Below are 24630 nucleotides of genomic sequence, written 5' to 3' on the forward strand. Positions count from 1 at the left end.
ACTCCAGAGCCGTTATTTGCGCTTTGTTGCTCCTGATCGCAGTCTAACGGACAGTGGAGACTTTATCCCGCGCTACTTTGCCAATTTCACGTCAGAACAAGGCCTATAAGATCTCTGGAGTCCGTTAGATCGGGAAATGGGTGGGAAATCGACGAATAAGGTCATTACGGTCCGTTAGCGTCACTGCGTTAGCGTCACTGAAGAGACTGGCGACGGGGGCTGCCGAGGTGGGGAGAGAGGAGAGGGACTATTACTGTAGAGGAGGAAACTGAGCGAACGGGATAATCAAAGAGTCCACCACGCCGATACGGCGTTTTTTTGTGTCCCAGGATTTTCGTTGGATTCTCTTTCAAGTTTTCCTAAAATTCTTCCAACTTTCGACCGATAACATATGTAAGTGACGCTTTTGGGCAGTCCCTGCAGAACTTTGACGGGGACATCAACACACACTACATGACAAAGGAGAGATTAATCCATGCAACGCTTGAAGAAGCCGTTTATATGGTTAATGCTCACGGCATTAATCATCACATTGTTGCCATCGGGGTTCGTACCTACGGCCAATGCTGCTCAGGGCAACTATTTTATTCCGGATGACTTAACTCTGAGAAATACGACTACGTTAACACTCACTCCCGGTCCAGACCAAGTCGCTCGGGATAGCCGAATGTATACAACAACGCTTCCTACGATGACTTTTACCGGTACTTATTCTCAGGTTACTGAGGACTCCCTAAAGGTTAAAGTTGAACGTTTGACCTTTAAAGTTACAAATCAGGCTACGGGTGAGGGGGTCTGGGAGACAGATAGTTCTCAATTTAAAAATGGGAATATCTCTAGGGATACCTCGTCATCTTTCCAGGATAAGTTCAAAGTTACCAACTTGCCGTTATTCCCAGGGTTTAACCGAATTACGTTATCGGGTTCCCAGAATGGGATAACTCGTGAATCGACATTCTATGCTTTATTTGATCAAGTTCCATACGTACAAGATTTGAAATTGTTAGGATCCAGTTATGGAACCATTTACTTAAACGAGGGTTCGGAGGTTGTTGCAGATAAAGAAAACGTCTCGATCTCCGGTGAAGTGAAGAACGCGACGGAAGTAACCGTTAGTGTGAATGGGGGCACGGGTTTAGTCACTACATTAACACAAACGGGCAAATTCTTTTCGCCTGCCCTTAATTTGAAACCAGGCCTTAACAAAATTACGATTACTGTTAAAAGCGGCGCGGATTCTGTTACAATTGAGCGCTCCGTTTATTACTTTGATAAAAATAAACCGTTCGATACGATTGCCGTCCAGTATAACGGTGCTGAATATGATGTGAACAATAAAGTGGCAACCATCACAGAAGCCACAACACCGGCACTGCCTGTGTCTGGAACACTCAAGTTCTCGATGTTATTAAATGATACTGGTAATGCCTTTGGTGCATCGCAAGGTGCTGGAAAAGGCAATGTGACACTGACGGATTTCTTCAACACGACAAATCCGCCGTTCACGGCATTTACTGCCACAGAAACGGAAATTCCTGCACCAGACGGTGTATCCCGTGCATACAGATTAGTTGAAGTTAGTGTGCCATTCACCTTTGGAAGTGGAGACCAAAAGTTTAATCTTAGTGTGCAATATGATGGAACTTATTCGACATCTCTGAATATCAACTTCAAATACCTTCCAGGCGAGATTGGTGTTACCGGATTGAAATATATGAAGGACAGTTCAACGCCGCCAGTCAACATCAATGATCTTCCAGATTTGGATGGTACTCAAGCCGATAAAGATAATTTTTACATTTTGGTTACGGCAGACCAAGCGTTTAACAGCAGTGATCTTAAAGCAGTCTACTTGCCAAGAGGGACTACTGGACCGACAATTACTCCTGTAACTACGGGAACAGCAACACAGCATGTTTTCCAAATCACAGGATTTTCCAGTGGTACACAACAAGTGAAATTTAGCATTGGTACCTCCAGTGCATCCAAAATTGCTACTATTACGTATGCAACGAAAAACTACATCTATGTTGAAGGCTTGTATGATGGTCAAACGATTTCGGTAGATTCAAGTAAAGCGAACCTTTACGTAGATATTAATGGGGAGTACCGCGACTTTGAAAACCTGTCAAATCCACAGTTTTTTGTGAATGGGGTTTCTAATGATAAGTTGACGCCTCCTATTGCCTTTAATCCAACGACGGCTGCGCCTACTTTCTCGATTCAACTGCCGATCGATGTTAACGGCCCCTTATATTATGGTGAGAACCGTATTAAATTCAGCGGGGTATCCATGGATGGTAAGGGGAATTCCAGAACGGTTGTTAAAGAGTTGAGACTGTACATTCTGGACACAAATGTCTCGAACATCACTGTTTTCCGTCCGAAGATTTTTGATCCAGCAGTAACGTTTACAGGTCTGGATCTGAATGATACGAGCGGAGCTAACACACAGCTGACCCAAATTCTTGCGGGCTCGCCTGAGTTTAAGTTGGTTGGAGAGATTTATGAAACTAGCGCCAAGAATTATGATCTGATCATTCAAGGGGCAGGAGCCAAAATTATTAACTTGATGCGCGGCTCCGAAAGCGTCTTTAATTCCCAAACTGACGCACCTACTGCGGATCTGACTTCAACGGCGATGACAAGCACTCAAATTATTACAGGAACCATTGTTCGGAGCGGTAAACCGGACGTTGGTTATGATATGGCTGTATTTAACGGCAAGTTTGTATTGAGAATTAAGGATATTGCACTGGATTCGTTGGGAAGTCAGGTATATAATCTGGAGCTTATCAATTCTACGGGAGCCCGGACTTTGCAAAGACTGGAGATTTCTCGCGTATTGGCACCATATCGGATTCTATCTCCGGTTCCGACGGTAGGCGATCAGATCATCGTTAACAAGAACTTTGTTCGGTTCGATATTGAGGCTGAAGGTGCAACCCGAGTCATTATTGATAAAGGGGAAGCCATTCGTCGTACGGACCTGCCTGAAAATGCACCGGCAAGATTTATCTATGATTTTGTAGGGCTCAAACCGGATAAGACGACCAAGATCAAAATTCAAATTATACGTGGAACCGAAACGCTTAATGACACTATAGAGGTTTATTATACGAGTGCTGTTGCTGTGGATTCGCAGTATATGACGGAGAAACCGGCCACGAAGTATTCGGCGTTTAATAAAGCGTTGGAGTTAACTTTCCCTAAAGGTACCGTATTAAAAACAGCAAATGTACCTGAGGGTGGCGTAACTAAATTTTATCCGGACAATAAGTTGTTATTTGGGATTGCAGATCCTAAGAACGGGATCTTGGAGCGCCGGAACGATTACGGAAACTTCTTTAACATTGATAAGGACGAAAGAACACCAAATGGCTTAGCAACCTTGACTTTGCCAGAGGACTTGTCTGAGTTGTTCAACTCAACGGCCAAAACAAGCAATTTCACTAGAGTTTCTGATGTTTACTGGATTAACGGGGGTTACGGCGAGTATGGAAGCGGAGATTCGTATAAGCCGGCGACAAATGGTTTGCCGCCATATTCGATTTTGCCGCAGTACTCCGATTCCCAAAACTTCCGGGATCTCTTGCTACGAGAACCAGAAAGAAAGCTTGTACCTTCCCAACGCGGCACGTTGAAGCTAGCCTTCAACAAGAGCGTCGTGGATGAGGCAGGAACTACGGTAACGGTATTCCGATTCACCGAAAATTCGGAATGGGAGAATATCGGCGGGACTGTCGATACGAAGAACAATACCATTACCGTGCCTTTTGATGATTTTGGCTACTATGTTGTCATGAAGCAAAGCCGTGGATTCAGCGATATCACGAACCATCCATGGGCACGGAATATGCTGAATGCTCTGTATTCGAAGGGAATTATGGCAAATCTGCAGCCGAATACGTTCGGAGCCGACGATCTGACGACTCGCGGGGAATTTGCTACATTGCTGGTCAAAGGCCTTAATATCCCATTGAATTATGACAATAAAGTTCAAACTTATTTTGACGTTGTACCAAATGCCAAAACAGATACCTGGGAGTTCAAGTATATTGAAACGGCCTCCCGTGCAGGGATCATTACAGGTATTACTGAAGGATACTTTGGGGTTGAGGAGCCGATCACCAGAGAACAGGCAGCCATGATGATTGCTCGTGCACTCAAACTGAAGCTTCCGGCTAATGATAGTAAGTTGAATGCAACGTTGGCTAAGCAATTCCTGGATTCGGGAAGAATTGATCCTTATGCACGTCCAGCCGTGCAAGCTGTTTACAAAGCGAAAATCATGGATGGACAAAGTGTTACGACGGCAGGCAGCAAGAAAGCATCCGTCAATTTCAATCCGAAAAACAACATGACGAGAGCTGAGGCAGGGAAAGTTGCGGTTGAACTTCTGAAGAAAAGCTCGTCTATCTTCCCTAAAAACCTAAGCTAATAGGCGTTCAATGACTGGAGGCGGCCAAGGTTAACCATGGCCGTCTCTTTATTTCCAATTACATCTTTTTGTGTTTTCCAGAGCTTTACGTTAAAATAAGCAGAGTAATAGACAATATGCAAAAGGGTGAACTTGAACAGATGAAACCGATCCTATCGAAACCGCAGTTGGGTTATTCCAAAGCTAAGCGCAAATTTGAGGATAGATCCAAAGTATTGGAGAAGCGCATTGAAGAAACGGCTAAGCTTCAAGAAGTAACCCAGGAAGTTATGGAGAGTCTTGTGATTGAGACGGGCTTCCATGACGCATTCACCGAGCTGCGTGCAGCCGAAAACGAACTGATTGAATGGTCTCATAACACGATGAAGCATGAGAAGACATACAAAGATAACAAAAAAGCCATCGACGAGATGTATGAGAAACTGAATACCGATCCGCAAATGCGGGCTCGTATTATTCAATTGGCCATGAGAGTAAGGTAACTTGTGGCCAATTGGGTACGAGATATGCCCATAAGGCGTCCAAAATTGGACGTCTTATTTGTCGTGCGCTCACATACAATGGAGATAGCGCGAAAATGGGAAAAGTTGCTTAATGACTGACATATTTCGGCATGTTATACTAATTTCCGTCAGGCGGTAAGGGAGTAAAAAAGGCGTAACACAGGGGAATCTTAGAAAAAGTTACAATCTCGCAATTTTTTTTAAATCCCCCGCAACTTTTTGAAACCTGCTGCGTTTAAGATGTAGAGCATTGGCAATGGCGACTGTTTTAGACATGGCAAGGTCTCCCTCATAGGGAAACTTGTCTATCTATTAGAAAAATTAGCTTTACGGCTCTGGGGACCCATTGTATAATGTTTAGGTAGGATTAGGAAACTAGTCTATTTCTACATTCTATTCATTCTCGTTTACAAGTTTCTGCAGTTCTGCTGCAGACCTAATTTATAGGAAACCTGCTCAAGCTCTGGAAAGGGGGTGCAATGGCTAATGAGTAACACGAGCTATTCATTTAAAGAAAACTCTCATGTGATAGTTAATCAAGGAGGAGAAAAAAAGGTTATGAAGAAAATTTTGTCCGTAGCTTTGTCTACAGCAATGGCATTCTCCATGTTTGCTTCCGTAGCATTCGGTGCTGATGCCAAACTGACTCCAGAGCAACAATTTAACGCTCTGAAAGAAGCAGGTATCGTATCTGGCTTCCCAGACGGCCTGTCCCACTTGGAAAGAACGCTGACTCGCGCTGAACTCGCGAAAATCATCGTTAACTCCCTGAGCCTGGAACCAGTTGACGCTACTTCTTACAACGATAAGAACTATGCGAACCACTGGGGCCGTCCTTACATTGAAGCTGCTACACAAGCTGGCATCCTCAATGGTAAAGACGCAGTTAAAAAACTGTTCGATCCGAACGGCGCAGTAACTGTACAAGAACTGGCTAAAGTTCTGGTAACTGCTCTGAAACTGGAAGTTCCTGCTGACGCTAACAACACTGCGTCCGAATGGGCTAAAGGTTATGTAGCAGCAGCTGTTAACGCTGGTTACCTGGCTGACGGCATCAACTACCAAGCTCAAGCAACTCGCTCTCAAGCAGTTGTAGCAGCATACGCTATCTACGAAGCTGCTCAAGTTCCAACTGTTAAATCCTACAAAGTATTGGACAGCAAGAACGTTGAGTTCACGCTCTCCAATGGCGAAGTAGTGAAAGTAACGTTGGAAAAAGAATTGGAAGCTAACAAAGAAACTGAAGTTACTTTCAAAACTGCTGACGGCAAAGAAATCACTGCTAAAGTTACTTATGTTGTAACCGCAGCTACGAAAGTAGAAAGTGTGTCTGCAGACAACCTGAAACAAATCACTGTTAAGTTTGACGGTGAAGTGGATAAGGCTAGTGCAGAAGCAATTTCTAACTACAAGCTGAACAGAGAAATCAAGAGCGCTGAATTGTCCTCTGATGCTCGCAGTGTTGTTCTGACGCTTGAAGGTGAATACTACTCCGCTAACGGTGGTAACCAATTGGTTAACCAAACAGAAACCAAAATCACTGTTGACGGTGTGAAGAGCTCCGATAAGACTAGAACTCTGAAACAAGAAGTTAAATTCACTCCAGTTGACGTTACGACTCCTGCTGTTAAAGAAGTTGTAGGTCTTGGTACGAAAGCAATTAAAGTTGTATTCTCCGAGCCAATCGATCGTGCAACTGCAAGTGCTAGCTCGAACTACAAAATTGACGGAAAATCCATTGCTGGTTATGTTGAATATGCGTTCCCTAACAGTGTAATTATTACAACTGACACTGAAGTAGGCGACCATAAACTGACTGTTAGCAATGTTCAAGATTTCTCCGGTTTGAAAGTAGTTCCTGTAGAAACTTCTTTCTCGGTAGCGGAAGATAAAGAAGCTCCTGCTGTAGTTAAGGCTGAGTCTTCTGATCTCACTAAAGTTACAATTGAATTTGACGAGCCGGTGAAATCCGTAAGCAAAATCTATAACGGTATTTCTTCCAAAACTGGCGATGTTACCTTGGATAAAGCTAGTAACAAGGTGACGGTTAAATTCACTAAAGCAAATGCGCTTAGCGTAGGTGAAAATACTATCGTCATCGAAGGTGTAACTGACTACAGCGGCAACAGTGCAAACAGAGAAGTGAAAATCACTCCTGAACTTGACACCGCTCGCCCTGAAGTTACTGGCGTGAGTGTTGAAGTGAACTCGGCTGGTAACCATGTATTGAAAGTAAAATACAGTGAACCAGTTTATGATGGCGACACTAACACTACAGGCGCTAAACAAGCTAACTATACCGTTAAGGACAAAGACGGTAAAGTAGTTGTTGGCAAAGGTTTGGATGCAAGCGGACACCCAGTTAAAGCTATTACTTTCAACTCTGACAAGGATGAAGCAACAATTGAGTTGAGTGGCAAGTTGGATAAAGGAACTTATACTTTGGAAGTTTCTGGTGTTCAAGACAACGCATATGTACCAAACACAATTCTGCCTGTTTCGAAAACATTTGAAGTTGGCGACACTTCCGCGTTGACTGTAACTAGATTCTGGGTTGAAGAGCAAAACACTACTACTACTAAACGTGATGTTTACTTCTATGTAATGTTCAGCAAACCAGTTGCAACATCCGGTGTTGGTAGTGCAACCGAGATTGCTAAGTACATCATCGATTGGGGTACAGGTGCTGGCTTCGAAGCGCTTCCTTCGGATGCATCTGTAGAATTGGTTACACCTGAAGTTGCTAAGATTATTGTTCCTTACACAGACAAAGCTATCAATAGAACTTCCAACTACAATACAGTACAGTTGAAAGTATCCTTGATTGCTGACCAAGATGGTAACTTTGCCTATAAAGATTCTGGTAGCATCTCTCCTGCAATTGGCACTGACTATGCTAATATCACAGTGAGCGAAGTTAATGCAACTGCAAAAGACAAGATCACTGTAAAATTTGCAGGTAAATTGATTAACGTAGATGCTAATGAGTTCCAACTCCAAAGCGCTACAGTAACTAGTGATACCTATGGCTTGAAACTGACTGGCTATAGCTACGATGGTGGTAATACTATCGCCAACTTCACATTGGTTGATGGTGAGAAAATTGCTGCTAAAGCCGATGTTAAGCTTGTAGCGAAAGGAACTATCGCAAATACTAAGGATGCGTTTAACAACGTGGTAGCTATTGCTGCTCCGATTACGGTTAATGACAAGATTAAACCTTCTGTTGTTAAACCTTCGGATAGTAAGCCGTTTGTATTGAGCGGTCCTACTACCGTTGCTACTGGTGAAGAATACACTGCAACTGTGAAATTTGATGAAGCTATCAATGTTGTTCCTGGTACTGGTGTAGTTAAAGTATCTGTAACAGGTACTGACCTTGTATCCACTGCCTATGCTGTTGGCACAAATCCAGACGAACTGGTCGTAACGTTCGTAACTGAAAATGCATTGGCCAACGATGCAGTAGTATCTATCGAATTGCTGTCCAGCAATGGAGATGCTAAAGCAGTAACGGATGCAAGCACAAATGCTGTTGATTCCTTCACGCTTAGCGGTGTTGTTAACCGTTTGCGTTAATAACATTCTCGAATTAAGAATTAGCCAGCATGGATTTATCCATGCTGGCTTTTTTTGCTTTCGTAGTTAAGAAAAATAATGATAATACGAAACATTTTCCTTTCAAGAACGTTATAAGCTATAGAACAAACTTGTATGGGAGGAAATGAGTTGAGAAAAATCTCATTCACAGCAGCAGTTGTGATTAGTGTAACATTGCTGGTTAGTGGTGGTGCTAATGGTGTCATGGCAGCCGAAAATAAAGCAAAAACCACGAAAACAACAAATCAGCAAACAAAGTCGGTTGTACATTCTTTAGCAAATTTAAATCCTATTAAGATCACGACCAAAAGTACAGTGCGCTTGACTGATGTTAATATTCTGAATCTTGACGAAGAAAATGTACTTACTTACACGTTAACAATCCAAAATGGTGATAATAAGACACTAGATTTGTTGGATTATTGGTCTAAAGTGAAAACAATAAGTGGCACCACTTATAGTACTTCCTTGATTACCAAAGACAAAGAGAAAAAGAAATTATCCGCTGGTTCTTCCACTACTCTCACCTATGTTTCAAAAATAGGCAAAAACACTAAAATTAGCGATCTTGTATTTCAAGTGATTAAATGGGATTTTAGCCAATCCAATTATGAAAGCCTGAAAGGGCAGTTTAAGATTCCTGCGACTTATTTAACATCCACACCTGCAGATCAATCTAAAACATTGCGTATCTTTGACACACCTGTCAAAGTCAAAATAAGTCAAGTAGCTACCTACGCTTCAGGAGACTATAATTTTGTAAGTTTAGGGCTTGATTTGCAGAACATTGGAAATAATATATTTGAAGATCCTAAAGTAAAATTTGTAATTAAGACTTCAAACGGTGCAAGCTATCCAATGTCAGTTGATCCGGCAAGTACCGATTTCAAAATACAACCACAAGATAGTAAAACATTAAACTTGATGAGTTCAATACCCAAAAGTATAAAATTAACCAATATGGAGTTGCAAATTATCCAAGATGATGAGACATCAAAATTGAGTTTGCCTATTGCAACTATGCAATTGCCGAGTGCTACCAATAAATCACTCGCAACTGAATCGAATGTCGAGAAATTCATTCCTCTTGGAAGTGGTAAGATTGCAGTAAAACTGACCAGTGCTTCGATGTTAGAAAGTTTTGATGAACACGACCTATCTATTCGATTAAATATTAGAAATACTAGTGGCTCAACAATTACATTGCCTAAGTATCAGTTTGAGTTACAAACATCGGAAGGGTATCGGTTGCCTATTACAACACAGGTTACAGACAACTTATCTTTGCAACCACTTGAAGAGCGAGTAATAAATCTTAATGTGAATATACCAGCAAATGTTAACGCAACAAAACCACAATTGTTTATGAGTCTACCTGCGGTAGCCGATTCAAAGGATACCTTCACTTATCCTGTTGGAATCTTTTTGGTTCCTGAAGTTCAACCAAGTCAGAATATGATTGGTCAAACGCAATTTGTTCAAACAAATAATGGTATATTAGGGGTTACTTTATCCTCAATTCAAAGATTACCTTGGAGCGATGGGGATATCGTTTCGGCAAAGGTTACAATTAGAAATACAGGCTATAAGACCATTCTTTTGCCGGGATTAGCAGGGGAATTGAAAGTGGACTCAGCAAAGATGACCAATGAAACTAAATTAATCTCTAGCCAAAGTGTTGGTTTACTAGGTGCAGGTATGTCTACAGATTTATATGTAGTATCAAAAGTCCCAAGTTATTTAGATTTTAGTCAACTTCAAATTTCAATATTGGAAAAATTAGGGGAAACCGCCACGACGAATTGGGTTCAATTTGGACATGCAGGAGCAATTCCTGAACTCAAATCTGTTGCTAAAGGTGAAACTTATTCTATTGAAACTATGGGTAGACAAGAGGAAGTAAAAGTGTTGCGGTCATTGGTTTATAGTAGTGCTTCTTCTGATTTGATTTATACCGAATTAGAAGTCACAAACACTGAAGATCATCAAATTGATCTTTCTCAATTCATAGGTGCTTATCAAAGTTCGAACGGACACAGCTATAAAGCGAGTGCTAGTCAAATTGATACTTCAGCAGCGCCTGACCAGAAGAGTATTGTTGCGCTCTGGGCTAAAATACCAAAGTCGATTTCAACAAGTGACATAAAACTTATTGTGGGAGAAGGAATAACTGATAATAAACTGACTCCGATTAAAGGAGAACCCAACGGCTATGTGAATGCTGCTGCATTTGAATTAGGCGGGGCTATTTCTCCAAGTGTATCTAAAACTTTAGAGAGCCTAGATTTGTTCCCATATAAGTTAACGGTGAAAAATGCTCGAGCTGCACTATCAGGTTCTTCCTCTGTTCAGCTAACATTTGATTATAATCAAACACGGAACATGGATTATGCGATTGGTGAGTTCGGTCATAAGTATCTATTTGAAGTTGTCGATAGTAGTGGTCACACGTTTGAGAAGGAGTTTGCGCCTGAAACTGATCTTAGAGTGACTAATGGAGGAAGTGCAAGCTTCAGTTTTACTGATAGCATTTTTGAGAATAGAAGATCAGGTTCGTTCCAGCTTAATGTTTATGATCTGTTTGAGGGTCATAAAGTGAAGTTAGGTAGCCAAAGCTTCTACTATACAACAACATCTTTAGAATAAGTGAACAGTATAAGCCCAAATCCCTCCGGATTTGGGCTTGTTCCTTTCTACCAAAACCTCTATCATAGACAATAACAGAGTCATAGAGGAGGAACATGATGAAGACGGGTTGGAAAATCGCAACGGCCGTGGTATTGATTGGCGGCAGTGTTTGGGCAGGATCGCTGCTGAATATGCAAGCGGAAGGGGCAGGGACGACGCCAGGAACCGCAGATGACCCTGTGGTTACGAAGAGCTACGTTGATCAAGCGATTCAGCAAGCTCTTGGTGGTGGAGTCTCCAGTTCACCAAGCGCGCCTTCCACTGGAGATACTGGGAGCAGTTCTAGCAGTGATGAGATAAAAATCGTGGAAGTCAAACCAGGCAAGATCCTCATTGCTTCTGCAGGGGCGGAGTTTATTGTTCGCGCCGGCAAAGCAGTCGTTTATAGCGCGGATGCCAACGGGGTTGCGGATCTTACCGACGGTAAGGATATTCCGAATGGCGGCACAGTTACGAATAATCACCTGTTATCTTTCCCAAGAGAAGGCCGGGGGATTCAAGTTCAAGAAGGCGATACCCACAACCTAACGGTCATGGTACGGGGCGGATACCAAATTAAATAGCCCGAGAATGCCCGGACACGCGGTTGCTTGGAAGGATTGAGCAGTACAGACAATACTTCCTGAGCGTAACGAAGGTAAAGTGAGGCTATGCTACTTCTGAAACCAATTTTTCAGGAGGTGTCTGGATTATGGCAAGAGGCAATCGGAAAATCGTACCGGAAAGTCGTCAAGTCTTACAACAGTGGAAATATGAAATCGCCGCTGAGTTTGGTTTGCCCGTAGGATATGGTGCGACAGGAGCGGGAGCGGATACAGAATTCGCCGGTGAACTGGGGGCCATTGGCAGCGGGCAAACCTATAGTGGAGGCTGGGGACATTTAACTTCCCGCGAAAACGGCTCTGTCGGCGGAGAAATTACGAAACGCCTCATCGCCCATGCTGAACGGAACTTTATCCTATAAATTATTCCACAAAAGTCATGAATTATTTTGACATGACTTGGCAAATGCGATACTATTTGCTTTGAGGATGTTAATCCAACCTTTTCCGATTTGGGAAAGGTTCATTTTTTGATTGGGCTTTATATTGTATTGGATAGACAGGCTGTAGCCATACTATCCAAGGGAGGTTGAAACTATGTCCGTACAAGGGCGACACCTATTTACTTCCGAGTCTGTCACTGAAGGGCACCCGGATAAAATTTGTGACCAAATTTCCGACGCGGTACTTGATGCTTTTTTGGCAAATGACCCTTATGCTCGGGTAGCCTGTGAAGTGTCTGTAGCCACCGGGTTGGTGCTGGTAATCGGGGAGATCAGTACGAAATCCGAGTATGTTGATATTCCGGCAATCGTTCGTAAGACGGTTAAGGAGATCGGTTATACTCGTGCCAAATATGGCTTTGACTACAGTACTTGCGCCGTGTTGACGTCTCTGAACGAACAGTCGGCGGATATCGCGCAAGGCGTGAACGCCGCTCTGGAAAGTCGCGATCAGGCACAGGTCGATAAAGAGACAGAAAATATTGGGGCTGGCGACCAGGGCTTAATGTTCGGGTTTGCTACCAACGAAACACCGGAGTTAATGCCGTTGCCGATAGCCCTTTCGCATCGGATTGCACGCCGCCTTTCCGAAGTGCGTAAAGACGGAACGCTAGATTATCTTCGTCCCGACGGTAAAACCCAGGTGACGATTGAATATATTGACGGCAAGCCGAAACGTGTAGACACGATTGTCGTATCTACGCAGCATGCTGAGGAAATTACTTTGGATCAAATTCAAAGAGATATTAAGCAGCATGTTATCCTCCCTGTCGTTCCCGCGGAGCTGCTGGACGGGGATACGAAATATTTTATTAACCCGACAGGGCGTTTTGTTATTGGCGGACCTCAAGGGGATGCCGGCCTGACCGGACGCAAAATCATTGTAGATACGTATGGCGGTTATGCTCGTCATGGCGGCGGCGCTTTCTCGGGGAAAGACCCGACAAAGGTAGACCGATCCGCAGCGTATGCCGCTCGTTACGTAGCGAAAAATCTGGTTGCTGCAGGGCTGGCTGATAAAGTGGAAATCCAATTGGCATATGCGATTGGCGTTGCCAACCCGGTCTCCATCAACGTCGATACGTATGGAACTGGTAAAGTACCGGAAGAGAAGCTGGTGGAGCTTGTGCGGGAGAACTTCGACCTGCGCCCAGCGGGAATCATTCGTATGCTGGATCTGCGTCGCCCGATTTATCGTCAAACTGCTGCTTATGGTCATTTTGGCCGTACGGACATCGATCTGCCTTGGGAAAGAGTGGACAAGGCCGAGTTGTTGAAGGCACAAGCAGGGCTGTAATTGTATATTGTTTAAGACAAGGATATTCATCTATTTGGGTGAGTATCCTTTTTTTATTCCCTGAATTCTAAACTCGCTGCTACCTTTTGCCGTTATTAATTATAGGTATGTCTTGAACTCGTATCATTTTTTACTTTACATATAGGATTGCAACCGGGGAAGGGGAAAGGAAATGAAAAAGAAACTCTCGTTATGGATTGTTATTGCGATGATATTTAATATGTTCATAGGAGTATGGGGAGAGGACGTTACGAGCGCGGCAAGTGCCGCTGCACCATTACCTACTGTGGTTCCCGCGAACGGTTCTACGAATGTTCCAGTCGATACCAAACTGCAGATCAGCGTTCCTGGGGCGAGAATCAAGACGAACGGAACGCAGATGTATACGATATCTACAAGTTTGGGCGGGGTGACAGATAAAAAAGAAATTACCGTTACGGAATCTACTTATAGAGATTCTATTATATTGACGCCACCAACTTTATTGCAATATAACACAGTGTACACCGTTTCTTTGCCTGAGGATGCTTTTACTATCGAAGGAAGCGGTGAAACTACGGCAGCCTATAGCTGGTCTTTTACGACAGCCAAGTCTTCAACGACGGCACTATCTGCATCCTTTAGTCCGGGCAATGGGAGTACGAATGTCAGCATCAACACCAAGCCAACGATTACGTTTAACCGAAATATTAGATTGAATCCTGGTGTTGCAAATGGGGGAATTACGCTTAAAAAATCTAGCAACAATGCAATCGTACCTATTACGGTGTCGGCGAGTTCCAATCTTGTGACAATCTATCCAACAAGTTCAACGCTGGAGGCGGGTACTAGTTATTATATTGAAATTGCGGGGAACGGGATTTACGATGCTCAGAATACATTAATTTATTATGCAGGAATAAGTGGAAGTAATCGTTGGAGCTTCCAAACTGCTGCTCCTGATAAAACTGCACCCGTACTCCAAAGCGCAACGATGTATAGCAACACAGCTATTCGATTATTGTACAATGAGCCATTGCTGTCCACTTCAAATTTGCCCACTTCCTATTTCACAGTGACGGTGAATGGAGAAACACGTCGGATTAGTTATGTTACCGTATCCGGGGATGCTGTATATGTAAACCTAGAGACTGGTGTAGCTGTCGGGCAGGATGTGAAAATCAGTTATACGGGTAGCACTTCGGGGATTCGGGATGTGGCCGGAAATGCTGCGGCTGCCTTCACCGGAAAAGTAGTTACTAACGGGATTGACTCGGTTATGCCGAAGCCAAAAGACGGGTATGCAACAAGCAACACGGTCACGTTGTATTTTAGTGATTCACTTAAGAGCCCTTCGAGTTATGCTTATCAACAATTCACGGTTACGGCTAATGGAAGTTCCAGGGGGATAAGTAGTCTATCCCATAGCGGTTCAACCATTACTCTGTACTTGTCCAGCTCGATTTCGAACGGTGATGTTGTCAAAGTATCCTATACACCAGGTTCTTATCCGCTGCAGGATTACCGCGGTTTTGATATCGCCGGATTCACGGATTATTTTGTTCGCAACACATATGATTCAGTGGCACCTGTATTTCAAGGGGTTGAAGGTTCTGGTAATAAAGTGATCTTAACGTATAACGAAGCATTGCGTACCAGCCCGACACCGTTAAAAAGCCAATTTTCGATACTGGTTAATAATGCACCGGTATATGTCACAGGTGTTGAAATTGTATCCAACCAAGTGATCCTAACCTTGGCTTCGTCATTTACAAAAGATCAGAACGTAACGTTATCTTATGTATCGGGTACAGGTGGCATCGCGGATCTAAATGGAAACCTGGCGGGTTACATCAACCTGCAGCCGGTAACATACAGTACCGTAGTTGAGGGGGTTCGTTCAGCCACGGTCACGGGAGATACGCTAACCATAACGTTCAATTCTACATTAAAGTCGGCGTCATATGTTCCGGTTAATCAATTCTACGTAAATGTGGATAACGTGAACCGTGGAGTTCAATCCGCAACCATTAGTGGCAATACGGTCATCCTGAAACTGAGCTCTGCTGTAACAGCCGGGCAGGTCGTAACATTGTCCTATCTGACAGGTGCGGCACCTTTATATGATAATCTGGGCAACATGATAAAAAGCTTTAATAATTTATCGGTACAAAACTTAATGGGTGGTCAGTCTACAACGCCAAACGGGGTCCAACCGGATTATCTGACCGTCATGAGTAATGCTCAGTTCGGAGTTAGTGGATATCTGTTAAACGTGAATACGGCCCAAGCTACTGACAGCCGGTCGCGTTTAGGCGCAGGAACAAAAAAATATACAATCGATAATACCAAGCTGCAGACGGCCTTTAGATATTTAGTAGACAGCAACGCTTTAGTCCGCAAAGTGGTATTTGAGGTACCTTCTACCGAGAAAGCAGCAGAAGTGGCTGTTCCACTTAGTGCACTGATGGATGTTTATAGTAGAGGAAAAACGGCTTCGTTTATGGTCAAATATAATCATGTGATGTATGAATTGCCGGTGGAAAAGATTCCGTTTACCGAAATTTCCAGGTTGCTTAATGTCAGTGCATTAAACTCAGCTTATCTTACCATTCAACTGGAGACGGTCACGAAAGCACAATTACCGGGGACGAACTACAGTAATGGCGTCACAACAACCCCGATGACGGACCCGGTGCAAATCTATGTGTCAGCATTTAACGGAGTGAATTCGCAAAACGCGGTAGAGGTGTCCCACAACGGACAACTTTACTTCCGAGCGACAAATACTTCGCCTAATGGTCAATTTTTGCTTATGAAATATGACGTAAATACACAAACCGTATCTTTTGTTCCGTCTAAAACAACAACTAGCGGCAGTGCAATCATCTTTAATGGGAAGATTAACGGAAATGCTGTAGTTGGTCCGGCGGTGGGCTACAGTTACTTCTCTGACACGACCAAGCATTGGGCTCGTGCGGACATTAATGAGTTGGCCAGTCGCTTGATCGTAACGGCTGCTTCCGGATCGAAGTTTGAACCGGAGAAAAAAATCACCCGTGCTGAGTTTGCGGTCTACATTGCAAAAGGCCTCGGACTGACTGGAGATGAATCCTATGCCCGTCGCTTCCCGGACGTTTCTTCTGGGACGACAGCGGCGTACATCGGGGCGGCGGCGAAGGCCGGGATTATTAACGGCAATACCGACGGCACGTTTAAGCCGAACAGCAACATCACGCGGGAGCAAATGGCGCTGATGATGGTGCGGGCGATGGAATACGCCGGTTACAATACGTCGATGAACGGAGCCAGTGCGGCAACGTTGACGAAATTCAAGGATGCGGCGAAGATCCAGTCCAAGGACACGGTGGCTAAAGCCGTGAAGGAAGGCATCATTCAGGGCATAACAACCAATACGTTCCAGCCGCAAGGCAATGCGACCCGCGCGCAAGCGGCGGTGATGCTAAAACGTGTATTGGAAAAACTGAACTACATTTAATCCACAATGATTCCCGGCACTGGGGGACGAACCCTGGTGTCGGGATTTTTTTTTGACGTGGCAGGGGAATGCATATGGCCGGATCGCTTTCGAGGATTATCCCGTTGCATCAGGTTGTGGAAAAGGGCTAAAAAGGTGTTCGGTAAGAGAGGACTTATCAACCGTTACATTGAGGGGCGATCCGCACGGTAACTAAATTAAGGCCCCATCGTTCTGAACGAAAGGGATCATCGTGCAAAAGATCCGTGAAAAGGGGCGTATAGGCGTAAGCGGCGGCTGAGCGGGTAAGTGATTAAGTGATTAATTGAATTAGCGACAAATGAGTAAGTGAGCAAGTGTATAAGTGCATAAGTTTGGTGTTTAGAGTTGAGCAAGGCGGAGTGAGACCTCCTTTTGGGGATGTTTGCTCACAAGTTATCCACGGAATTCACATTATCCACAGAAGATAAGCACATCCGATAGGAGTAACAAACAAAAGTTATCCTAGTTTTCCACAGAATTTATCCCCAATATCCACATTACCCACATTTCTATTCCACAAAAGTAAAGAAGTTGATAGGTTCCTTTAACAATCTTGCTAAATTTCGTAACTTTTCGGCATAAAAGTAGTCTATTAATAAGGGACTAGCTTTATAGAAGCACGTTAGAAGCATGAACAGATGGGAGAGTTGTCTAACAAAATGGTAGTCAGAAGAGACGAAACCGGAACGAAACAAACCCAAGTGAATACGGATCTGGAAGTTGTCGTACGTCAAAACTCGAAGTTGGCCCACCTGGTGGCAAAGAGCGGTAAACGCATCGCCTTAGTCACGCTGGCGGGATTGATATGGATTCAGCCTGTGATTGGCATTGGACCGATCGCGGGACCGGCTTTGACTGCGGAAGCAGCCGCAAGTCAAACGGTGAAGCTTAGTGAAGAAATGATCACATCGGGAGCCAAGCTCGTAAAATACGAGTACACAGTAACCCGATCAGGCAAACCGGTGAAGGTGTTGACCGATGTCATTGAAGTGGATTTGACGAATCCTTACGTCCAACTGGACGTGATGACCGGCAAAGGAGGACAAGTAACGACGAGACAAAGCGTGGAAGGAATGGCCAAGGAAACCGGGGCAGTCGCCGGGGTAAACGGCGATTTCTTTGCGACCGGCGGGCAAGGCGTTCCGATGGGGCCGGCGGTGTCGAAAGGGACGGTTGTGACCAGCCCAGCCCAGCTGCAAGGGATGTATGCTTTTGCCGTGCGGAATGACGGGACTCCGCTGATTGACCGTTTTGGCTTCAGCGGTACGGTGTTCGCGGAGGATGGTTCGACGTTCCCGCTCGCGGGCATCAACCAGGAATCCTATATGACCGAGCCAGATAAGGCCTACAGCCACGTGAATAAAATGTTTATTTATACGAGTGCCTGGAAATCGGAGGAACGTCCGGCAGCCAGCTCGACAACGCCAACCGAAGTGCTGGTGCAAGGCGGCGTGATTACGCAAATCTCCATCAAAGCGGCGATTCCGGGACCGGTGCCGGCAGATGGGTATATTTTGCGGGCGCATGGTACGGCGGCGGATTATGTAGCCGCTCACCTGCAAGTAGGTCAGCGCGTAGATGCAGTCTATCAGCTGCAATCTTTGACTGACGGGCAACTCGTAGATCCGGCGGATCTGAAAATGATGATCGGCGGCCACACCCTGCTGGTCGATCAAGGCAAAGCGTCGGCGTTTACCCGTTCGACAACTTCGATCAGCGGAGGCAGTGCCGTAGCACGGACCGCAGTAGGTTACTCCAAAGACGGGAAAACGGCTTACATCATTACCGCTGAGAAAAACAGCAACAGCACCGGTCTCACCCTGAAAGAGCTGCAAGGCTTCATGACGGGAATCGGTGTCTGGAAAGGCTTGAACCTGGATGGCGGCGGCTCTACAACTATGGTCACGCGACCACTGGCGGAAACGACACCGCAGCTCACGTTTACGACGTCTAACGGGGCGGCGGGGCAACGGGCAGTTGCTAACGGGCTGGGCGTATTTACGACGGCACCGCAAGGTTCGCTGCTTGGTCTCAAGGTCAGCGGATCTTCCACGTTGTTCATCGGGCAAACCGTGCCGTACGCTCTGAAAGGCTATGACACGTATTACAATCCGATCGATACGAGCGGCATCCAAGCTTCCTGGCAGGCTAGTAACGGTAACGTGGTTTGGACCGGCAGCGGCTTTAAAGGCGTGAAGGCAGGGACGACCAAAATTACCGCTACCAGCGGGCAAGCGAAAACCAGCATGGATGTGAAGGTACTGGGCGGCACGGACTTGGAAAGCCTGACACCGGGCACAACGTTCGCTCCGTTGCAAGCAGGAACCAGCGTCACAGTGGCTGTAACCGCGAAGCTGAAGGATGGACGTACGGTTGACGTTCCAGCGGAATCGGTAAAATGGACATTCAGCGGCATGAAAGCCAGCGTACAAGGCGGTGTGCTTACAGTGCAGTCCGTGAACAATGGGGCGAAGTTTGCGTATGCGACGCCCGTCTATGACGGCTTTAATGGAACACCGATCGTGCTGTCGGCTTCCACTGAAACGATCTGGGAAAGCTTCGAAAACATGACTTACCCGATCTCCTTCACCGGCCTTCCGGCTGAAGCCAAAGGAACCGTGAGCATTGTGCAAGGAACCGGAGAGCGCGCAAACTCCAAAGTGTTGAAGCTCGATTACGATTTGACCGGCGGTACCGGCAGCAAGTTTGCTTATGCCCAATTTAACGGCACAAGCGGCAGAGCGATTCCGGATAATGCAACGACTTTGACGGTGGATGTGTTAGGTGATGCGAGTCTGAACTGGGTACGCGCCGAATTGTCTGACGCGGATGGCAAGCCAGTTTATATCGACCTCGCGCGTCCGATGGATTACACCGGTTGGAAGACGCTGACGGCGGATCTGACTGCCAATAACATCAAGTTCCCGGCGAAGCTGAAACGCCTTTATGTTGTAAACGTCGAAGAAGGCCAGGACGAACGGGCGCTGACGGGCAGCGTTTCTTTTGACAATGTGCGCTTTACGGCTCCTGCAGCCGGCGGCAACAACCCGGACTTCCCAAGTGCGAAGGCTGTTATGGTGATCGGCCAGAAGTCGATGACGGTTAACGGGAAGAAGCAAAACCTGGAAGTTGCTCCATTGCTTAAGGACAATACGACCTACGTGCCGATCAAGTACGTGCTGGACGTCTTTGGTGGGAACGCCGCATGGAACGCGGCGGCCAAAAAAATCACGGTAACCCGCGGTGCTACGGTGTTGGAGCTGACGGTGGGGCAGAAAGCACTTTTGCTAAATGGGGTCTCTTCCAAAGCGGAAGTCGCGCCAATTATTGTCAATGGAAGGACTTTGGTCCCATTACGTTTGGTCTCCGAACAGCTTGGAATTGGCGTAAATTGGGAGCAGAAAACCAAATCCATTACCCTCGAATCATGATATGATTAGTCTGGGACTATTCGGACTAAGAAACGGAGAAGGATTGTGTGGATTTTCAAGCGGATGCCATAGATCGCGTTATTAATAACGCTGTAAGCGTATTGGAAAATAGCAAGCTGCAGATCCTGGAAATACTAGATTCGGCCCGGAATGAGCTGAAGATGCTCAATAACGAGTTACAGAATGTCATGAAGGAGACGGCGGAAACGGTAGAGAAGGTAGACCAGCTCGAGGTCAACTACCGGAAGTCCCGCATCCGGCTGACGGAAGTCAGCCGGGACTTCGTGCGTTATACCGAAGAAGATATTAAGCAAGCCTATGAAAAGGCAACCCAGCTCCAGCTCGACCTGCTCATCTACCGAGAGAAGGAAATGTATTTAAAGGCTCGCCGTGATGAACTGCAGAAGCGTGCACGCAACGTGGAGAAGTCGGTGGAGCGAGCCGAAACGATCAGTTCGCAGATGAGCGTCGTGCTGGAGTATTTTTCCGGTGAATTAGGACAAGTGACCCGGATTTTGGAATCTGCGAAGAACCGTCAATTGATCGGATTGAAGATTATTTTGGCTCAGGAAGAGGAGCGAAAACGTATCTCCCGTGAGATTCACGACGGTCCTGCCCAGCTTCTGGCCAATCTAGTGCTAAGGACGGAAATTGTAGAAAGAATGCTTGCTAAGCAGGAATTTAAACTAGTGCAGGACGAAATAGTAGATTTGAAAGCGCAGGTCCGCTCGAGTTTGGAAGAAATGCGGAAGGTTATTTTCAACCTGCGGCCGATGGCATTGGATGATCTGGGATTGATTCCGACGCTGAGAAAGTATGTACATGACTACGAAGAAAAAACGAAGATAAGAGCAACCTTTGAAACCCGGGGCAAAGAGCACCGGTTGTCCTCTCCGATGGAGGCGGCGATCTTCCGACTGGTGCAGGAAGCGTTGACCAATGCGGCGAAGCATGCTTTTCCAACTTATGTAGGCGTTGAAATCACGTACCAGGCACAAATGATCCGTATTGTGGTAACCGACAACGGGTTAGGCTTCAAAGTGGATCAGCTGGAACAGAAGACGAAAGAGCATACACACTTTGGATTAATAGGCATGCGGGAGAGAGTGGAGCTGCTCGAAGGCCGGATGGAAATTGAATCGGCGGCCAACTTGGGCACGAAAATCATCATTCATATCCCAACCAACTCAGATAAGAGAAAGGAGTACCAGGATGGATAGTCTTACTAGTGGAACCAGACAAGTGATTAAAGTTCTCCTGGCGGACGATCACCAGTTATTTCGTGAGGGTCTGAAGCGGATTTTGAATATGGAGGAAGACATCGAAGTCGTTGGCGAATGCGGCGACGGCGCCCAGGTGCTGGAAAGCTGCTTGCAGCTTCAGCCGGAAATCGTACTGATGGACATTAACATGCCATTGCTGAACGGCGTGGACGCTACGGCCGAGTTGCGCGAGGCGCTGCCGGACGTAAAGGTCATCATTCTGTCGATTCATGACGATGAGAGTTATGTTTTTGAAACGTTGCGCAAAGGTGCGACAGGTTACCTGCTCAAGGATATGGAGGCGGAGTCCCTGATCAATGCGATTCGCACGGTGGCAGAGGGCAATGCGTTCATTCACCCGAAGGTGACGGGCAAATTGATTCAGCAGCTGCGCCGGATGGAATACCTGAGCGAAACGGGAGCGATTGCTGAGGATACTGCGATCCGCGAAGCAGGCGTGAAATTCGTAGCTGGCGACGACAACCCGCTGACCCGCCGGGAGGCCGAAGTGCTTCGCTTGATGGCGGAAGGCCGCAGCAACAAGATGATTGGCGAACATTTGTTTATTAGTGAGAAGACGGTTAAGAATCATGTCAGCAGTATTTTGCAAAAAATGGACGTCGACGATCGTACCCAAGCAGTTATTAATGCGATTAAGTTTGGTTGGGTCACCCTGTAAGACTGCAGGGGTCATTCGAATTTGTGCTTACCGTTTCGAAGCTGCACTTTGGCGAGCTTGACGGGAACGGACGAGAGGCTTTCTGCGGCCGGGGTTACCATTTTATTCATGATCTTGAAAAGTGAGGCGAAGTTGCCGTAACATCCGATGTCTGGAAATGCATTTGGTGTCCCGGTTGCATTTCTAACGCCTCTCCCAGCGATGACACCGGCCAATATACATAGTTGGTGGAAAGCCAACGGATTTTGTTGATATACTTTGCGTGGAGGCTCCTTCCGTGCGAGCCCAGTAACCGACCTCCTGGCGGCGGCATATATTGTCGCTATAAGGGAGGTGGTACGGTGGTTTCTTATATTGGCTGGATCCTTCTCAGTTACGGCTTAGCCGCGGCGTTGGTCCATGTTTTGCATGGAATGGTTCGGCAGGGAAAACGGAAGGATCGCGCGATTCATTATATTTTGGTGACGAGCAATCATGAGAACCAATTGGAATGGTATTTGCGGGCGCTCTCGTGGTATGCGCGGCTGCGCGGTTTAGAACTACGGGTGACGGTATTGGACGAGAGCTCGCAGGACGATACGCTGGCAATCTTGCGGAAGCTCCAAAAGCAAGGCGGAATGGAACTCACCGTTATCGATTTGGCTGTGGTACGGCAAGAGGATGTGGAAGCGTATGCGGCCACGGTGGCTGAGGATGCGCCGATCTGCATCGACCTTCGCGTACCGCGGGAGGCGGACAAAATTCCATATGTCCATGTGTAAACAACATATGACTAGGCAGGCGCATTGCACTGCGCAGATTAAAGTGTGAAGCACACTCTTTTATGGCGAGAAGCCGAGGAGTGTGCTTTTTTGCATTTTTACGGGTGAGATGGGGGCGATGGTGCATGGAGGAGGATTGGGTGCGCAGGAGAAGGAGCATCAAGAAGTGACATTGGAAGTGATAGGGGGTGATCAGTGGTGTGAAGCGGATGGGGCAGGGAGTGAGCATGACTGCTGGATGATGTTAGGCACCATTCGGTGGAATTCATGAGCAATTTGTAGTGGGTAAAGGGTAAAGAGCACCTGGCGTGAGGCGGACAGCCGTTCTAACGGAACACAGGGGCGTTATTAGCCTGGAATTACAAGACGAGGGATTTTAACGGAACGAGGAGGTCTTATTTGCACTATACATGGGAGTTTTGTTCTCTTTTTGGTCGGATAAGGTCTGCTGGTTCCGTTAGCCCGGGAAATAGCGGGGAAATAGGCAAATAAGGTCGCTCAGTTCCGTTACGAATGAAAAGGGATCTCCGGGTCATCAGGACAACTCAATAGGGGAACTTGATAGGGCCCAAGATGCGACAGAAGGTGTGAGGATTTTGGTGAAAGAAGTCGAAGTATCGGAGATATTTTGAAATTGAAAAAACTAAGATCTGAAAAAGAGGAATTATCCGAAAACTGTTGAAATATGGATAAAGATGTTAGAAATTAGGAGGACGGTGGAAATTGTGAGAGGGAGTCTGTATGCCGTACGCACTAAATCTGGATGGCAGCTTCGTGTTAGCTTAGATTTGCACGTTGACTTGTTGTGGTGGCTCGATCGAGAGGCGCACGCAATCTATTTATTATCCGAAGGATTACCGTTCGGTTGGGCGGTTGAGGCTAGAGATTCCTTCAAGGCATTCCGTGAGATGGATCGGTGGACAGAGCAGGAATGGGATCTTTTTTTGCTGCAGGTTTTGCAGGAAGAGATTAAAGCGGAGGCGAAGCTCATTCATCCGGCTGAGCCGTTAGATGAGGGTGCCCTGGTAGGTCGGCACCGGGGGTGGCTGGTGAAGGATGGCCAAGTCACGGCATGGGGACGGATGTTTAACCATCGCGGGAATGACGAGGATCATGAGGATCTTAGGACGGAAATAAGGTTGATGGATCGGGGCGGCGTGAGACAGGGGAAGGAACTGTCAGCGGACCTGAGCGGCGCGGGGCTGGAAAAGCAACAGCGAGAGGACATGGGCGGCGAGCTGGCTGAGCTCGCCGAAGCGGCGCAGCGCCTGGCGGCTGCGCTGGCGGGCCGCTCGCTGCTGGAGGCCGAGCTCCAGCAGCTGCTGGCGGAACGCCTGCCGGGCCTTGCCCCGGTCTGGCGTTCCGCCCTCCAGCACGCGCACCTGCAAGGGCGCGTGCAGCTCACGGCGGGCGTGGCCTCCGCC

The 24630-nt window shown here is 46.3% G+C and carries 12 protein-coding genes and 1 pseudogene; all 13 read left to right on the forward strand.

Going from position 1 to position 24630, the window contains the following annotated elements:
• Positions 1 to 475: 475 nt before the first annotated feature.
• Positions 476 to 4441, forward strand: a complete 3966-nt coding sequence (locus PBA01S_RS19655) for an S-layer homology domain-containing protein (RefSeq protein WP_127576574.1) — start codon at positions 476 to 478, stop codon at positions 4439 to 4441.
• 140 nt (positions 4442 to 4581) lie between these two features.
• Positions 4582 to 4923 carry a hypothetical protein gene (locus tag PBA01S_RS19660; RefSeq protein ID WP_028538158.1) on the forward strand — a complete coding sequence of 114 codons (342 nt, stop codon included), beginning with the start codon at positions 4582 to 4584 and terminating at the stop codon, positions 4921 to 4923.
• Positions 4924 to 5430: 507 nt separating this feature from the next.
• A complete protein-coding gene (locus PBA01S_RS19665) occupies positions 5431 to 8523 on the forward strand; it encodes an S-layer homology domain-containing protein (RefSeq protein WP_127576575.1) in 3093 nt (1030 codons plus the stop codon).
• A 150-nt stretch (positions 8524 to 8673) separates the two neighbouring features.
• On the forward strand, positions 8674 to 11190 hold the full coding sequence (locus PBA01S_RS19670) for a hypothetical protein (RefSeq protein ID WP_232228295.1): 2517 nt from the start codon (positions 8674 to 8676) through the stop codon (positions 11188 to 11190).
• Between the two features lie 98 nt (positions 11191 to 11288).
• Entirely contained in the window at positions 11289 to 11795 is a 507-nt protein-coding gene (locus tag PBA01S_RS19675; RefSeq protein WP_016314147.1) for a hypothetical protein, read from the forward strand.
• Between the two features lie 128 nt (positions 11796 to 11923).
• Complete coding sequence (locus tag PBA01S_RS19680) at positions 11924 to 12196, forward strand: alpha/beta-type small acid-soluble spore protein (RefSeq protein WP_127576576.1); 273 nt, start codon at positions 11924 to 11926, stop codon at positions 12194 to 12196.
• A gap of 175 nt (positions 12197 to 12371) precedes the next feature.
• Positions 12372 to 13574 (forward strand): methionine adenosyltransferase, encoded by a 1203-nt coding sequence (gene metK / locus PBA01S_RS19685; protein WP_028538154.1) that lies wholly within the window; start codon positions 12372 to 12374, stop codon positions 13572 to 13574.
• Positions 13575 to 13746: 172 nt separating this feature from the next.
• Positions 13747 to 17052 carry a SwmB domain-containing protein gene (locus PBA01S_RS19690; RefSeq protein ID WP_127576577.1) on the forward strand — a complete coding sequence of 1102 codons (3306 nt, stop codon included), beginning with the start codon at positions 13747 to 13749 and terminating at the stop codon, positions 17050 to 17052.
• 680 nt (positions 17053 to 17732) lie between these two features.
• Complete coding sequence (locus PBA01S_RS19695) at positions 17733 to 20504, forward strand: stalk domain-containing protein (RefSeq protein WP_255315399.1); 2772 nt, start codon at positions 17733 to 17735, stop codon at positions 20502 to 20504.
• Between the two features lie 47 nt (positions 20505 to 20551).
• Complete coding sequence (locus PBA01S_RS19700) at positions 20552 to 21724, forward strand: sensor histidine kinase (RefSeq protein ID WP_009225329.1); 1173 nt, start codon at positions 20552 to 20554, stop codon at positions 21722 to 21724.
• A complete protein-coding gene (locus PBA01S_RS19705; protein ID WP_009225330.1) occupies positions 21717 to 22445 on the forward strand; it encodes a response regulator in 729 nt (242 codons plus the stop codon). The genes PBA01S_RS19700 and PBA01S_RS19705 overlap by 8 nt, the downstream gene beginning before the upstream one ends.
• Before the next feature lie 341 nt (positions 22446 to 22786).
• Entirely contained in the window at positions 22787 to 23206 is a 420-nt protein-coding gene (locus tag PBA01S_RS19710; protein ID WP_127576579.1) for a hypothetical protein, read from the forward strand.
• A gap of 725 nt (positions 23207 to 23931) precedes the next feature.
• Positions 23932 to 24630, forward strand: a pseudogene (locus PBA01S_RS19715) (hypothetical protein); the annotation flags it as partial.

Origin of the sequence: Paenibacillus barengoltzii NBRC 101215 (assembly GCF_004000745.1) — a bacterium.
Taxonomy (GTDB): Bacteria; Bacillota; Bacilli; order Paenibacillales; family Paenibacillaceae; genus Fontibacillus; species Fontibacillus barengoltzii.